Origin of the sequence: Streptomyces sp. NPDC059816 (assembly GCF_042732055.1) — a bacterium.
GTDB lineage: Bacteria > Actinomycetota > Actinomycetes > Streptomycetales > Streptomycetaceae > Streptomyces.
This window is the reverse complement of the sequence record NZ_JBHWIQ010000010.1, coordinates 252058-267071: the sequence shown is the minus strand read 5'-3', so window position 1 is coordinate 267071 and position 15014 is coordinate 252058. Positions and strand designations below refer to the sequence as shown.

13 protein-coding genes are annotated in these 15014 nt (G+C 73.7%); 5 read left to right on the top strand and 8 right to left on the bottom strand.

Annotated features, from left to right (window positions below; all coding sequences use genetic code 11):
- The 3 genes from ACFV88_RS16290 to ACFV88_RS16280 form a co-directional block, all read right to left on the bottom strand.
- A partial coding sequence (locus ACFV88_RS16290; protein WP_385491219.1) for an ATP-binding cassette domain-containing protein occupies positions 1 to 471 on the bottom strand: 471 nt, incomplete at its 3' end.
- A 68-nt stretch (positions 472 to 539) separates the two neighbouring features.
- Complete coding sequence (locus tag ACFV88_RS16285) at positions 540 to 1385, bottom strand: DUF4097 domain-containing protein (RefSeq protein WP_385491216.1); 846 nt, start codon at positions 1383 to 1385, stop codon at positions 540 to 542.
- A gap of 88 nt (positions 1386 to 1473) precedes the next feature.
- Positions 1474 to 2001, bottom strand: coding sequence for a hypothetical protein (locus ACFV88_RS16280; RefSeq protein ID WP_385491214.1), 528 nt, complete (start codon positions 1999 to 2001; stop codon positions 1474 to 1476).
- Between the two features lie 286 nt (positions 2002 to 2287).
- Between ACFV88_RS16280 and ACFV88_RS16275 the strand changes: the two genes are divergently transcribed.
- Both ACFV88_RS16275 and ACFV88_RS16270 read left to right on the top strand, forming a co-directional pair.
- Positions 2288 to 3352, top strand: coding sequence for an ATP-dependent DNA ligase (locus tag ACFV88_RS16275; protein ID WP_385491211.1), 1065 nt, complete (start codon positions 2288 to 2290; stop codon positions 3350 to 3352).
- 91 nt (positions 3353 to 3443) lie between these two features.
- On the top strand, positions 3444 to 4409 hold the full coding sequence (locus ACFV88_RS16270) for a DUF3048 domain-containing protein (protein ID WP_385491208.1): 966 nt from the start codon (positions 3444 to 3446) through the stop codon (positions 4407 to 4409).
- A gap of 34 nt (positions 4410 to 4443) precedes the next feature.
- On the opposite strand, the gene ACFV88_RS16265 is transcribed toward ACFV88_RS16270, so the two are convergent.
- Entirely contained in the window at positions 4444 to 7146 is a 2703-nt protein-coding gene (locus ACFV88_RS16265; RefSeq protein WP_385491205.1) for an ATP-binding protein, read from the bottom strand.
- A gap of 283 nt (positions 7147 to 7429) precedes the next feature.
- Between ACFV88_RS16265 and ACFV88_RS16260 the strand changes: the two genes are divergently transcribed.
- Positions 7430 to 8449 carry a DUF2510 domain-containing protein gene (locus ACFV88_RS16260; protein WP_385491202.1) on the top strand — a complete coding sequence of 340 codons (1020 nt, stop codon included), beginning with the start codon at positions 7430 to 7432 and terminating at the stop codon, positions 8447 to 8449.
- 130 nt (positions 8450 to 8579) lie between these two features.
- Here ACFV88_RS16260 and ACFV88_RS16255 read toward each other — a convergent pair whose 3' ends face one another.
- On the bottom strand, positions 8580 to 9227 hold the full coding sequence (locus ACFV88_RS16255; RefSeq protein ID WP_385491199.1) for a TetR/AcrR family transcriptional regulator: 648 nt from the start codon (positions 9225 to 9227) through the stop codon (positions 8580 to 8582).
- A 322-nt stretch (positions 9228 to 9549) separates the two neighbouring features.
- Between ACFV88_RS16255 and ACFV88_RS16250 the strand changes: the two genes are divergently transcribed.
- Entirely contained in the window at positions 9550 to 10497 is a 948-nt protein-coding gene (locus tag ACFV88_RS16250) for a hypothetical protein (protein WP_385491196.1), read from the top strand.
- A 13-nt stretch (positions 10498 to 10510) separates the two neighbouring features.
- Here ACFV88_RS16250 and ACFV88_RS16245 read toward each other — a convergent pair whose 3' ends face one another.
- The 3 genes from ACFV88_RS16245 to ACFV88_RS16235 all read right to left on the bottom strand — a co-directional run bounded on the left by ACFV88_RS16245 (position 10511) and on the right by ACFV88_RS16235 (position 12914).
- Entirely contained in the window at positions 10511 to 11860 is a 1350-nt protein-coding gene (locus ACFV88_RS16245) for a 6-phospho-beta-glucosidase (RefSeq protein WP_385491194.1), read from the bottom strand.
- Positions 11861 to 11986: 126 nt separating this feature from the next.
- A complete protein-coding gene (gene ssuE / locus ACFV88_RS16240) occupies positions 11987 to 12538 on the bottom strand; it encodes an NADPH-dependent FMN reductase (RefSeq protein ID WP_385491191.1) in 552 nt (183 codons plus the stop codon).
- Positions 12539 to 12836: 298 nt separating this feature from the next.
- On the bottom strand, positions 12837 to 12914 hold the full coding sequence (locus tag ACFV88_RS16235; protein ID WP_385491244.1) for a putative leader peptide: 78 nt from the start codon (positions 12912 to 12914) through the stop codon (positions 12837 to 12839).
- A 266-nt stretch (positions 12915 to 13180) separates the two neighbouring features.
- On the opposite strand from ACFV88_RS16235, the gene ACFV88_RS16230 reads away from it, so the two are divergent.
- Complete coding sequence (locus ACFV88_RS16230; RefSeq protein WP_385491189.1) at positions 13181 to 14995, top strand: sulfatase; 1815 nt, start codon at positions 13181 to 13183, stop codon at positions 14993 to 14995.
- The last annotated feature ends 19 nt before the right edge of the window (positions 14996 to 15014 follow it).

The following is a 15014-nucleotide window of genomic DNA, read 5'->3' as shown; positions in this document are numbered from 1 at the left end:
CCCGCCCGAGTAGGTCGCGGCGGGCTTGCGCGCCGCTTCCACCAGATCGAACCGCTCCAACAACTCGGCCGCGGTACGCCGTCCCTGAGCACGCGGCAGACGATGCAGGTCCGCCATGAGGAGCATGTTCTCCTCACCCGTGATCAGACCGTCGACCGCCGAGAACTGCCCCGTCACACCGATCACCGACCGCACCCCCTGCGGTGCGCTGACCGGGTCGTGGCCGCCGACCCGCACGGCGCCCGTGCCCGGGCCGGCGGAGACGAGGGTGGAGAGGATCTTCACGACGGTGGTCTTGCCCGCACCGTTCGGGCCGAGCAGGGAGAAGACGGTGCCCGCGGGGATGTGCAGGTCGATCCCGTCGAGGACGACCTTGTCACCGAAGGACTTGCGCAGGCCGACGGCGGAGACGGCGGCGGGCGGTGTCCGACCATCGGAGTCATTGGGCATGGGCATGACAGATGAAGCCATGGGGCTCTCCCGATCAGGGGCAGGAACGGACTGGAGGGGACTGGAGCGAAGTGGAAGGCGGACCCCGCTCAGACGCGGGCGCGGCGGATGTCGATGTTGCCGTGGCGGGTCCGGGCGCGGACCTTGACGGTGCCCTCGACCTCCTTCGGGGCATCGGAGGCGGTGAGCCCGTTGCGCACCTGTCCGGAGCTGGAGCTGACGTCGAGCCAGGCGGCGGTGCCCTCCCGGATGCCGACCTCGATGGAACCGTAGGAGGTCTCCAACTGGACGGTTCCGTCTGCGATTTCAGCGATGCGCAGGGTGCCGTGGGCGGTGGTGGCGGTGACGGAGCTCTCGGCCCGTTCGATGTCGATGTCGCCGTTGACCCCGCGCACCCGCAGGCCGCCGGTCGCGACGCCGATGGTCGTGGAGCCGTGCGAGTTCTTCAGGACGGCCGAGCCGTCGACGCTGCCGACGCGCAGACTGCCGGAGCTGGTGCTGATCTCGGCCGTTCCCTCGATCCGGTCCACGGTGATCGAGCCGTGGGAGGCGGTCAGCCGGAGCGGCCCGGTCGTGTCGAGGCGGACGTCCCCGGAGGAGGTCCTCACCTGCACTTCACCGAGCCGCCCCTCGCCGAGCACCTGGGTCCAGGCGCCGCTGACGTCGACGTGTGAGCCCGCGGGCAGTTCGACCGTCACGTCGACGGTGCCGGGACGGGCGAGGGGGTTGCGCGGCTTGGGCGTCCGGATGGTCAGGACGCCACCCACGTGGGTGACCTCGGCCTGGTCGGCCGAGCGCACGTCCTGGTCCTTCCCCCGGTCCCGGGGCTGCACCTCGACGACCGTGTCGAGCCGGTCGCCAGCGGTGAACTGGATGGAACCGGAGTACACATGGGCCTTGACCGCGACCGGCTCGGGCGTGTCGAAAGAAGGCATGGCTGTCCCGTCCTCTGGGGTCCTGTGGGATGTTCTCGGCGTCCCCGCTGGTGAACGGGGTGTGGGTGGAGTCGTTGCGAAGGGCCGGCTAGCGCACCCAGCCGGTGAAGCTCTGACCGACGGTCCTGGTCTTTCCGGGGGTACGGGGGCCGGCGGCACCCGTGTCGACGGCGGCCGACACGACGCGCACGAGCCAGGCGTTGACCGACAGGCCCTCGCGGCTCGCGGCCTCCTCGGCGCGGGTCTTGAGATGGGCGGGCAGGCGCAGATTGACGCGGGCGGTGCCACCCTCGTCCGGATCGGTGGGGACCGGAGCCGGAGCCGGGGCGGGTGCGGACGCCGTCGCGTCGAGCGTTTCGGTCCGGTCCTCGCGCTGCGGCAGCACCACCACGAAGTCGGGGTCGAGACCCCGCAGCCGTACGTCGACCGAGCCGGGGGCGAGTTCACGGGTGATCTCGTCCATGGCCGCGGACAGCACGTTGAGCAGGGTCAAGCGGGTGGCCGACTCCAGCGGGGCGGTCAGCCGCTCGGCGAGCTCGCGGGCTTCTCCGCCTCCGGCCTCGGCGGCCACCGCGAGTTCCCTGCGGAGTGTTTCGACGTACGGCGTGAGGTCCATGACGCAATAGTGGCACCACTTTGGCGCCACCGGCAAGCCCGACGGCGCAACCGACGGCACGAACTGGCATCCCAGACCCCCCGATCGTCGCATTCATGCAGCTCACGTCAGCGAATGGCAACCTGACGCCAAGGCGCCACAGAGTGGCACCAGATGGCGCCGGGTGGCGCCACATGCCACTCATCGACCCCCTGCACCCGCGGGAGCACTCCCGCGCGGCGCCCGCACCGGACACACACTCACCCCAGATCGGGCCGAAAATCCGCACATACCAGACAATCACCCTATGGATCTGCCGGTGATGCCACCCGTGAAGCCGATGCTCGCCAAGTCCGTGAAGGACATCCCGCCCGGCATGCAGTACGAGGCCAAGTGGGACGGCTTCCGGGCCATTGTCTTCCGCGACGGCCCGGAGTTGGAGATCGGCAGCCGCACCGGCAGACCCCTGACCCGCTACTTCCCCGAACTGGTCGGGGCACTGTCCGCCCGGCTACCGGCCCGGTGCGTGGTGGACGGAGAGATCGTGATCGCCCGGGAGGGACGGCTCGACTTCGACGCGCTGACCGAGCGCATCCACCCGGCCGACTCCCGGGTCCGGCTGCTCGCGGAGCGCACCCCGGCCTCCTTCGTCGCCTTCGACCTGCTCGCCCTCGGCGACGACGGTCTGTTGGAGACCCCGCTGACGGATCGGCGCGCCCTGCTCTCCCGGGCACTGGCCGGGGCCCTCGCACCGGTGCACCTGGCACCCGCGACGACCGACCCCGAGGTGGCGCGCGTCTGGTTCCGGAGCTACGAGGGCGCGGGCCTGGACGGCATCGTCGCCAAGCCGCTCGACCTGCGGTACCGGCCGAACGAGCGGGTGATGTTCAAGGTCAAGCACGAGCGGACCGCCGACGTGGTGGTGGCGGGCTACCGCTTCCACAAGTCGGGGCCGATCGTCGGATCACTGCTGCTCGGCCTCCACGACGCACGGGGCACCCTCCAGCACGTGGGGGTGTGCGCGGCGTTCCCCATGAAGCGCCGGGCCGAACTGGTGACCGAACTGGAGCCGCTGCGGATGGAGTCGGCCGCGGACCACCCGTGGGCGGCCTGGGCACAGGAGTCCGCGCACGCCTCGGCGCGACTGCCGGGGGCGCCGAGTCGCTGGTCGGGGAAGAAGGACCTGTCGTGGGTTCCGCTACGGCCCGAGCGGGTCTGTGAAGTGGCGTACGACCACATGGAGAACGGGGCGCGGTTCCGGCACACCGCACGCTTTCGGCGGTGGCGCCCGGACCGGACGCCGGCAAGCTGCACGTTCGACCAGTTGGAGGAGCCGGTGCGCTATGACCTCGGGCAGATCCTCGGCCACTGAGCGCGCCCCGGACAGGGTCGCGGGCGTTCGCGCGGACGGACGGCCCGGTTGGTCGTACGGTGGAGATCACGGCCGTCACCGGGGGTGCCAGATGAAGGAACCGATCAGTCGGACCCGCACAGCCGGGCGGCCCCGGCGCGCGGTCAGCGTCACCGTCGCCGCGCTGGTGCTGGGTGTGCTCGGCACGTCCTGCTCCGGCGGGGGCCCGTCGCCGCAGGAGTCGGAGACGGCCCCCGCAGTGGGGCCGGTGCTGGCCGTGAAGGTCGACAACGTGGCCGCGGCCCGTCCGCAGACCGGCCTCGCCGCGGCCGACGTCGTGTACGCGGAACAGGTCGAGGCGGGGTTGAGCCGGCTGCTGGCCCTGTACGCGACCCGGTTGCCCGACACCGTGGGCCCGGTGCGCAGCGCCCGCGAGTCCGACCTGGAGCTGCTGGCGCAGTTCAAGGACCCCGTACTCGCCTTCTCCGGTGCGCAGTCCAAGCTGCTCCCGCTGATCGACGCGGCGCCGCTGCGTCCGGTACCGCCCGACGGGGCACCGGCCGGGGCGTACACCCGGGAGCCCGGCCGGTCCGCGCCGCACAACCTGTTGCTGCACCCCGCGAAGGTGGTGGACGGGCCCGCCGGGGCGGCGGCCCTGGCACAGACCGGGTTCCGCACGGGCCCGGCACCGGACGGCGGCGAGCCGGTCGGCGAGCGGACCGTCAGTTTCCCGTCGGCCCGGTTCACCTTCACCTGGTCGGCCGACGAGGGCCGGTGGCTCGTCTCGATGGACGGCCGCCGGAGCACGGAACCGAACGGCACCCCGGTGACGGCGGCGACCGTCGTCGTCCAACGGGTCGAGATCCGCGATTCGCAGTTCCAGGACTTCATGGGCAACAACTCGCCGTTCACGGTCACCGTGGGCTCCGGTCCCGCCGAGGTGCTGCGGGACGGGCGCGTCCATGAGGGCGAGTGGAAGCGACCGTCGGCCTCGGACGGAACCACCTTCACCACCCGCGACGGCAAGCCGCTCGACTTCGCGGCCGGGCCTGTCTGGGTGGTGCTGGTGGCCCGCTGAGACGGTGGGGCCGTGAGACGGTGGAGCGGTGCCGTCAGTCGCGTTTGCGCCAGGCGGCGAGCGCCGCTTCCCCACGGGTCACCAGACCTTCGGCGCCACAGGAACGGGCGAGCGTGAGGCCCCGGTTCACTTCGGCGGCGGAGCGGGCCGCGATGCCGTAGTCGATCCGGGCGACGGCGTGTTCGTAGGCGCAGGGGGACGCCTCCAGATAGGCCACCGCCTGGGCGTAGAGCGTCACGGACCGCTGCCCGGTCTCCAGGGCGGCGGCGCACCGCAGCGCCTCCCCCATGGCCGTGTCGGTGCCGAGGCGTTCGGCCTGGACCCGGGCCACGGCGGCCAGTTCGGCCGCCCGTGCCGGGTCCTTGCGCACCAGGGCGCGGGCCAGGTCCGCGGCCCAGGGCGCCATCACCGTGTTGTGCCGCCCGCCGACGGCGGCGGACTCCTCGGCCGCCTCCAGCGCCCGGACGCCCTCCGTCACCCGTCCCGCCTCGATCAGCAGCCGGCCGCGGACCGAATGGGCGTCCGGCATGATGATCGTGGACGGGTACGGCGGGGTGATGCCGTACCGCTCCACGACCTCCATGGCCTGGTCGAGGTGGCCGCGGGCGACCAGGGTGTCGATCAGCATGCAGGCCGCGTCCCAGTGCATCGGCAGCCCGGAGCCCACCCGGTCGGCCAACCGCAGGCCCTCGCGCAACAGTCCCTCGGCGTCGGCCAGCCTCCCGCGGCGACGCAGGACGAAACCGACGAAGGCGTGGGCGAGCGCCAGGTGGCCACCGCTCCAACCCCGGGACTGGTAGACGCGCAGTGCTTCGCTGAAGAGGCTCTCCGCACGGTCGAGCCGGTCGGTGAACAGGTACGAACTACCCAGCATCATCAGGAGTTCGAAACCCCACTCGGTGTCGGTCCAGCCGAGACCGGCCGGTAGGACACCGTTGACCAGGGACCGGTCGCACAGTTCGACGACGGCCTCGGCGCTCTCACCGCGGGTCATGGCGTCGAAGGCCCGGATGATCAGGAGGGCGCGTTCCGTGTTGTCGCAGCCGGTGAGGGGTGCGACGAGCGCGGCGAGGCTGTCGGAACGGGTGGACGAGTTCACCTTCTCGGCGTGGATGCCCTCCCACATGTACCGCAACGCCTGGAGGCGCAGTCGCTGGGGTCCGGGCTCCAGATGGCCGGCTTCCTGGTCGATCACGCGGACGGCTTCCTTCAACTCGTCGTTGTGGACGAGGGCCTGGGCGAGCCGACAGACCGCGTCGACCCGGTCGTCACCCGAGAAGCCGGGCACGGCGAGGGCTTCGCGCAGATGGGCGACGGTCCTGGCGGGCGCGGTCAACAGCGTGGCGCAGCCGAGTTCGTAGAGCACGTGTCCCTGGAACTCGGGCGGCGGCGGCTCCCTCAGGGCACGTTCCAGACAGCGGACGGCGGCCTCGGGCGCCCCGACGGCGAGGCTCTCCCGCGCCGCGGCCCGCAGCTGCTCCACGAGCTCGGGGTCGTCGTCCGGGTGGACCTCCAGGAGGTGGCGGGCCACGGCGGTCGGTGACCCGCCGGTGTCCAGGACCACCTCCGCGGCCAATCCGTGCATCGTGGTGCGGGTGGCCGGTGTGATCGATTGGTAGACGGCGCTGGCGATCAGCGGGTGCACGAACTCCAGCCCGTCGGACCCGGTGGCGGCGACCGCTTCGGGCGCGGCGAGGATGCGGGCCGCCCGGAGTTCCGCGACCCGTCCGCGGGCCACGTCCTCGGAGACCCGGGCGAGTCGGGCGACGACGGGCAGCGGGATGTCGGTGCCGAGGACGGCGGCGGCCCGGGCGAAGTGGGCGGTCTCGGAGCCGAGTGCGTCCAGTCGGGAGATGAGGCCGCCGTCCCGCGCCGCCTTGTTGAGGCCGCGCAGGGCGTCGGCCGAGGACTCGGTCGGCTGCATGGCGCGGTCCTCGACCTTGGCCAGCAGTTCGACGGTGTCGTACGGGTTGCCGCCGGTGACGGCCCACACCTGACGGCAGAACGGGTCGTCGGCGTGGGCGCCGAGGGTGGCCCGGGTGAGCTGGGCCGCCGCATCGGGAGTGAAACGGTGCAGGACGCTGCCGAGTTGGGCGGCTTCGCCGATCCGGCGCAGGTACGGCTCGGCCTGGTGAGCGGGGTCGAGGGTGCGGTGGGCGACGACGGCCAGGACCCGCGCCTCGTCGAGGTGTTCGGCGAGGCCGGCCAACCAGCGCAGGGTCTCGGGGTCGGCCCACTGGGCGTCGTCGATCAGCAGGACCAGCGGGAAGTGCTCCTTCGCGAGGTTGCCGACGACGTGCACGAGTCCGTCGAAGACGGCCTGCGGGTCGACCAGCGCTTCGCTCGGTTCGGCGATGCCGAGGGCGGGACCGGCGATGCCGTACCACTCGTCGAGGTGTCCCCGCGCCTCGTCGGGGGTGAGGGTGATCAGGGCGGGCTGGATCAACTGCCGGACGACGTGGAAGGGTACGGAGGTGAGCGTCTCGCCGCTGCGTGCCGACCAGACGACGCACCCGGCGTCCTGCGCGGTCCGACGGATCGCGTCGAGCAGTGCGGTCTTGCCGATGCCGGGCTCACCCGTGAAGACGAGCAGGCGGCCGGGTGGTGCGGGGCTGCCGGGCACGGTCGCGGGCCGGTCCCGACACAGGTCGGCGATGGCTTCCCGGGCGGCGTCGAGTTCGCGGTCACGTTCCCACAGCTTTCTCGCGCCGGCCGCGTCCGGCCGTCCCTGCGTCATCCCGCATCCTCCCAGATCACCCAACCGGCGTACAAACCAACGAGATTAGCCGGCCGGGACCCGAACGCGCCGACGGACGGGCAGGTTGCCCCACGTCGAGTGACGGCACCACCCCGAGCAGGGCGAACGGGCGTTCTGCGCACGGGGGGTCACGAGTCGTTCACCGAGGTGCGTGGGGCCACGGTGCTCGGGGTTGGCCGGAACGCTGCGCCGCTGGTCACAGCCCTGCTACCGATCTGCCCCCTCTCATCCGGATCTCAGGAGCGGCTCCTACTGTTACGTCATGACCCAGATGACGCCGCCCGGCTGGTACCCCGACCCCGGGCAGACAAGTGACGGGCCGCCGACCGAACGATGGTGGGACGGCACCGCGTGGACGGAACAGACCCGGGTGCTCGGCGCAGCGGGTGCGTGGGGTCCCCCGACGGCGCCGTCCTGGCCCGTGGCGCCCCCGACCTCGAAGCGGCGCAAGGCGATACGCACGGCGATAGGCATCGCGGTCGCGCTCGCCGTGCTCGGCGGCCTCGCGGGGGGAGTGTACGCGCTGACGCTGGACGACGACGGGGGCGACGACCGCACAGCGCCGGCCCCCACCGCCTCGTCCGCCGCCCCGGAGGGCACGCAGTCCCCGGAGGGTGCGCAGCCCCCCGGCGGGGGGCCCGAGGACGCCGTGCCCAGCACGCCGGACGGGTCCGGTGGGCCGGGCGGCCGGGACGGCGGCGGCCCGAGCGGACCGGGGGTGCCGGAGCAGGGGGCGCCGCCCTTGGAAAAGGGGTACGCCACCGACCTGGCGAGCGGCATCAGCCTGCCGGTCCCCAAGGGGTGGACCGGCCAGTCCTCGCCCATCGGGGCGCAGGTGACCACCGGGCCCTACAAGTGCCCGGGCGACGCCAAGAACATGTGCGCGCGGGCCGGTGCGAACTCCGGTCCGGCGAAGGCGTTCAAGCGGAACCAGTCCTCGGCCGAGGCGATCGCGAAGGCGGACATCAAGGAGGCGGCCGAGGAGGCGTACGGGAAGAGTTCGTACGGCGGGATCACCTCGCACACCGAGGTGGCCGCCCGGTCGGCCACCATCGCGGGCGGCAAGGGGTACCTGGTCCGCTGGAAAGTGATCACCGAGAAGGGCGACGACGGCTACGTGCAGACGCTGGCCTTCCCCTCGCCCCGGGACAAGGGTCAGTTCGTCGTGGTGCGGTTCGGTTTCGACGTGAACGACAAGGCGCCCGCGCTGTCCGTGATGGACGACATCACCAAGGGCATCAAGAAGGCTCCCAAGGGGTCGGGCAACGGTCGGCCGGCCTGATCGTCGGACCGGGAGCCGGACGGGTCCCGTGTGGAGGGGACCCGTCCGGCCCGGGGTGCGCGCCGCCCCCGTCCCCACGGTGCGGCGCTGACGGGCCGCCGTAGGTCATCCGTCCCCGGCGGCCCGTCGCTCACGGGGAGCGGTCGGCCGTGACCGCTCCGTCGAGGCCGAAGGCGGGCAGGATCACGGCGTCGACCAGCCGGATCAGGTACTCCGGATCGGCGAAGCGGCCCTCCAACTGGGGGCGGACCCGGGTGACGCCGAAGAGCAGGGCCGCGACGTACTCCGCGGCCGGGTGCTCCGCACGGATCTCGCCCCGGTCCACCGCCCGGGCGAGCATGGCGTCGAGGGCCACCAGTTCCGGTTCGACCAGCGCCTCGCCCAGTGCCTGCTGGAGCTCCTGGTCCTGGAGCGTGGTGTGGCCGAGGGCGTGCAGCAGCCGGGTGTCGTCGCAGGACTCGGCGCCGGCCGCCCGAGCCGCGGCGCGGAGGTCCCCGGCCAGGCTGCCCGTGTCGATGCCGGCGAAGCGGGGGCAGCGTTCGGAGCGCAGGGCGGCGGCCACGAAGCGGGGTTTGGTGCCCCACTGGCGGTAGAGCGTGGACTTGCCGCACCGGGCACGAGCGGCGACGCCCTCCATGGTCAGCGACTCGTACCCGCACTCCCGGAGCTGGTCGAGCGCGACGGCGAAGAACTCCCGCTCCCGCTCGGGGCTGATCTTCGAGCGGCGGGCCGGAGCCGCTGCCCGCGGCGCTGGTTCCCCTGTGGTGCCCGTGGTCATCGTGGCTCCGTCTCCCTCCGCGCGTGGAGCGCGTCGCGCCGCTCCCGGGGCCGGTCCCGCTGCCGTGGTGGTAACGATCCGACGACCCCATCGATACGTGAGTGTACCGATACGGGCCCGTATCGGTACACTCACGTATCGATGGGGTGTCGCGCGGCCGGCCCGTGCCCGGGCTGCATGGTCTGCACGACCTGTGCGCCGCCGCACCCCCGAGCAGGTCTCACACGAAGGGGCAGGGAATGGACTCCCGTACCGGGGCATCCCCGCCGGAGCCGCACCGGACGCTCCGCCGGCGCCCCCTGCACCGCCCGGGGGTGGGGCGATGAACGCCACCGCCGTCGCCGTCGCCCTCTCCCTGCTCTCGGCCGTCGCGTACGCCTCGGCCGCCGTCACCCAGGAGCGGCTCGCCGCCCGGAGCCGGGACGCACGCCACCTCCGCGGACTGATGGGCGCCCGGGTGTGGTGGGGGGCCGTGGCGCTCAACGCGGGCGGCGCACTGCTGCACGTCGCCGCCCTGCGGTTCGGGCCGCTCACCCTGGTGCAGCCGCTCGGCGCCCTCACCCTGGTCGCGGCGGTGCCCCTGGGCGCCCGGCTCGCCGGACGACGGGTGGGCCGACCGGAGTGGCGGGGGATCGCCCTCACCCTGGCCGGGCTCGGCGCCCTGACGTTCGCCGCGTCGGGGCCGGCGCCCCGGGACGCCCTGTCGCTGGGCGAGGCGCTCGGCGTCGCCGGGGTCTCCGTCCTGCTGCTGGGGCTGCTGGCTCGGCCCGGTGCCCGGCCGGGGCTGCGGCACGCGACTGCGTCCGGCATCGCCTCCGGGGTCGCGTCGGCGCTCACCCAGACGGTGGCCGTCGCCGCCACCGCGACGGCGGCCGGACTGCTGAGCACCCGGGTGGCCGTGGTGGCCCTGCTGGTCGCCGGCTTCGCCGCGGCCGGTTTGCTGCTCGCCCAGACCGCTTACCGCCACGGGCTGGGTGCGCCCCTCGCGCTGCTCACCCTCGCCAACCCGGTGGCCGCGTCGGCGATCGGGATCGCCCTGCTCGGTGAGGGGTTCCGGGGCGGTGCACCGGGGCTGGGGCTGGCCCTGGCCGGCGCGGTGGTCGCGGCTCGCGGGGTCCTGGTGCTCAGCCGCGCCTCCGCCGAGCTGCGGGACACGGGGCCGGGCGCCTCCCGGGTCGTCGTGTCCGGCGCGACGGTGCCCCGCCCAGGCCCGCGGGACGGGCTGAGCAGCGCCGCGGACGGTTCCCCGCCGCTGACGCCCGCCCCCTGACGGGCCGTCGCGGCTAGCGGAGGTAGGCGAGGCCCGGGTGCGCTCGGGCGTATCCGTCGACCAGTCGGCGCGCGACGGACACCGAGTCGACCAAGGGGTGCAGGGCGAACGCCTTGACCGCACCGGCGCGCGAGCCGGCGTCCGCCGCGGCCATCGCCTCGCGCTCCACCGCCTTCACCCCGGTGACCAGAGCCAGGGCATGGGCGGGCAACGGGTCCACGGGCAGGGGGTGGGCGCCCCGGGAGTCCACCCGGCAGGGCACCTCGATGACCGCATCGGAGTCCAGTCCGGCGAGGGTCGAGCGGTTGCGGACGTTCAGGATGAGGGTGGCCCGCTCGTCGCGGGCGATGGCGCGCATCAGGGCGAGGGCCACCTTCTCGTAGCCGCCGGACTCGGTGAGGGACGCCTCGTCGCGTTCCCCCGCCCCGGCCGCCTCCCGGCTCTCCGCCATGTACGTGGCCTCCCGTTCGGCCCGGACCTCGTCCCAGGCGGCGAGCGCCGGGACGGTCGGATCGGCCGCGCGGGCGTAGAAGCGGGCCTGCTGCTCGTGCAGGAAGGCCCCGCGGGTGAGGTCGGCCTGCTGGTAGGCGCGCACGGCCTCCCGGTTGAAGTAGTAGTAGTGCAGGTACTCGTTGGGGACGCAGCCGAGTGACCGTAGCCAGTCCGCACCGAAGAGCCGACCCTCCTCGAAGCTCTCCAGGAGCGCTGCGGACGTGAACAGGCGCGGCAACTCGTCCTTGCCGTCCACCCGGAGCCCGCGGAGCCACCCCAGGTGGTTCAGGCCCACGTAGTCGACCTCGACGGTCGCCGGATCGGCGCCCAGCGCCCGGGCGACCCGGCGCCCCAGCCCGACCGGTGAGTCGCAGATCCCGATCACCCGGTCGCCGAGGTGCCGGGACATCGCTTCGGTCACCAGCCCCGCCGGGTTGGTGAAGTTGATGAACCACGCGTCCGGCGCCACCTCGGCCACCCGCCGGGCGATGCGGTCGACGACCGGCAGGGTCCGCAGCCCGTAGGCGATGCCGCCCGCGCCCACGGTCTCCTGCCCGAGGACCCCTTCGGCCAGGGCGATCCGCTCGTCGGTGGCGCGCCCCTCCAGTCCGCCGACGCGGATCGCGGAGAACACGAAGTCGGCGCCGTGCAGGGCGGTGTCGAGGTCCGTGGTGACCCGGACGCGCGGGGCGTCGGTCGCCGCGGCGGTCGCCGCCTGGTCCGCCAGCACCCGGGCGATGGTCCGCAGCCGCAGCGGGTCGGTGTCGTACAGCACGACCTCGTCGACCCGGCCCTCGCCCCGGTCCCCGAGCAGGGCTCCGTACACCAGGGGGACCCGGAACCCCCCACCACCCAGAACGACCAGTCTCATCGCGCCACCGCCCTCGTGCTCCGACCGCATCCTATGCTTGCGGGGCGCGTTCGCCGGGGGCCGCCGCGGCCCGCGGTCGGGTGCGCGGTCCGGGTGCGTGCCGGGGCCCGCACCCGGGGCGGGGGCTCAGCCGGTGGCCGCGAGCGTCGGGGCGCCGAGGGCCGCGGAGAAGCGGTCGAGCACCTGGGTCACCGCCTCCGCCGCCTCGGGCGCGAGGGTGAGGCTGTCGTCGGCCTCCACGGTGATGTGCCGGTCGAGGGTGAACCACCCCTGGACGATGTGGTCGGCGCCCATCGAGTTGAGCACCGGCCGCAACGCGTAGTCGATGGCGAGCACATGGGCGTTGGTCCCGCCCGTGGCCAGCGGCAGAACGGTCTTGCCCTCCAGGGCGTACTGCGGCAGCAGGTCCAGCAGCGACTTCAACAGCCCCGAGTACGCGGCCTTGTAGACCGGCGTCCCGATGACGACGCCGTCGGCCTGCGCGAAGAGCGAACCGGCGTGGACGATCGCGGGGTGCGCGAAGTCCGCTCCGAGCAGCGGCTCGGCGGGCAGGGTGCGCACGTCCAGGGCTATGACCTCGTGCCCCTGGTCCCGCAGTCGGGCGTCCAGGTGCCGCAGCAGCCGGGCGGTACGGGAAGTGGCGGAGGGACTGCCGGAGACGGACAGAACGGTGGCCATGGGAGTTCCTTCGAGTCGAGAGGGCACGAGCGAGCGGGTGGGCCCGCACGTCCCGCCCCGCGGGAACGCAACCACGGGAGCGGCGCGGGGCGGTGGACGAGGTGCGGGCACGAACGGCCCGGGAGCGCGCAGCGGTGGGAGTTCCCGGGACGAGCGGGCGGGGAGGCGGTGGCCGGTGTGCTCGCGCACGGACCGGGAGGCGCGGTGCTGGCTGGCCCCACAGGGGGCGCGGAGTCCTGCCGTGGAGAGCGTGCTCACCCGGGGTCGCGGGGACCGCGAGCGGCGTCGGGGCCGGCGGTCAGGGGCGACAGAAGGAGCTGGCGACGCGGGCGAGGTCGACGTGGCGTCGCCTCGTGAGTTCCTGTCGTTGCCGCATGCACTCGATCAAATCAGGCGTGGGTCAAGACGGTCAAGGCCGGTCACTGCGGGGGAAGTCCCGCAGGTGACGCGCGCCACGGCGGGAGCGGGCGACCGCGCCGCCCCGGCCGGAGCGGACGGGTCCGGAACCCGTCCGAGCCGAAGGATGAACCGGAGGCCGTGGGCGCCCGTACTGGAGGGCGGTGCGACCGGGCCGTCCGCCGGTCCCCGGCACCCGTGCCCACCCCCGTACCCGCACCGGGCCCCCATGGAAGGACGTTCGGGTTGAGTCACCCCCTGCACCCGCTCCGGCGGCGGAACCGCGACCGCCCGGCGCCGGTCCCCCGGGCCGACCGCGCGGCCGGGACGCCGGACGCCACGATCGGTGACACGTCCGCGTCCCCGGCCGACCGGTCCGACCGGGCCCGGCGGATCGCGTCCGCCGTGATGACGGGGACGGCGGTCGTCCTGGTCCTGGCCGCACTGCTGTTGCCGCCCCGGCTCGACGCGCTGGACTGGCGGTCGTTCGTCCGGCTACCGGTCGAGGCGGTGTTCGGGGCGGCGCTGTTCCTGGTCCTGCCGGACCGGGCACGACGTGCCGGGGCCGTGCTCATCGGGCTGCTGCTCGCGGGGACGGTCCTGCTCGGTGCGCTGGACCTGGGCTTCAGGCAGTCGTTGGGACGGGACTTCGACCCGGTCCTGGACTGGATCCTCTTCGACTACGGGCTGGCGTTCCTGAAGGACTCGGTGGGTCGCACGAGCACGGTCCTGATCGGCGCCGCGGGGGCGGCCCTGGTGCTCCTCGTACCGGTCCTGATGGTGTTCTCGGCACTGCGGGCCAGCGCCCTGCTGGCCCGGCACCGGGGGGCGGCGGCCCCCGCGACGCTGGTCGCGGGCACGGTGTGGACCGTGTGCGCGGCGCTCGGCGCCCAACTCGCCGGGGCTCCGCTGGCCGCGCGGACGACCTCGGAGGCGTTACGGGGCCGGGTCGCCCAGGTGAACGCGACCCTGGCCGACGAGGAACGGTTCGCGCAGGAGGCCGCCGTGGACCCGTACGGGGACGTCCCGCCGGAGCGGTTGCTCACCGGGTTGCGCGGCAAGGACGTGCTGTTCGTGTTCATCGAGAGCTACGGGCGCGGCGCGTTGACGGACCCGGCGATGGCCCCGCAGGTGGGGCGGGTCCTGCGGGAGGGCGGCGAACGGCTGCGCAGGGCCGGCTACGGGGCCCGCAGCGGGTTCCTCACCTCGCCGACGACCGGCGCCGGCAGTTGGCTGGCGCACTCGACGTTCCTGTCCGGCCGGTGGGTGAACAACCAGCAGCGGTACCGCAGCGTCACCAGCAGCGAGCACCTGACCCTGACCGGGGCGTTCCGCAGGACGGGCGCCTGGCGCACGGTCGGCATCATGCCCGGGGTGACGCGCGCCTGGCCCGAGGGCCGCTTCTACGGTCTCGACCACGTCTACGACTCGCGTGAACTCGGCTACCGGGGGCCGAAGTTCAGTTGGGCGCCGGTACCCGATCAGTTCAGCCTGGCCGCGTTCGAGCGGCTGGAGCACGGCCGGGCGGGGCGGGGTCCGCTGATGGCGGAGATCGTCCTGGTCTCCAGCCACAACCCGTGGGCGCCGATCCCCCGCATCCTGCCCTGGGACGGGCTCGGCGACGGCTCGGTCTACGCGGGGGTCCACGAACGGGGCGAGGACCCGCGTGAGGTCTGGAAGGACCCGGAACGCCTGCGCAGGGAGTACCGGCGTTCCGTGGAGTACTCGTTGACCAGTCTCCTGTCGTACCTGGAGCGGTACGGCGACGAGGACACGGTCCTGGTCTTCCTCGGGGACCACCAGCCGGTGCCCGCGGTGGTGGGCCGCGACGCCTCCCGTGACGTACCGGTGTCGGTGGTCGCGCGGGACCCGGCGGTGCTCGACCGCATCGCCGGCTGGCGGTGGACGGAGGGGCTCGTCCCCGCGCCCACCGCACCGGTCTGGCGGATGGACGCGTTCCGGAACCGCTTCCTGGACGCCTTCGGCCCCCACCGCGAGGGCGGGGGCCCGTCCTCCGCAGGGGGGAGGGAGAAGGGGAGGGCGGGCGCCGCGGCCCCCTGACCGGTCGCGACGCCGCCCT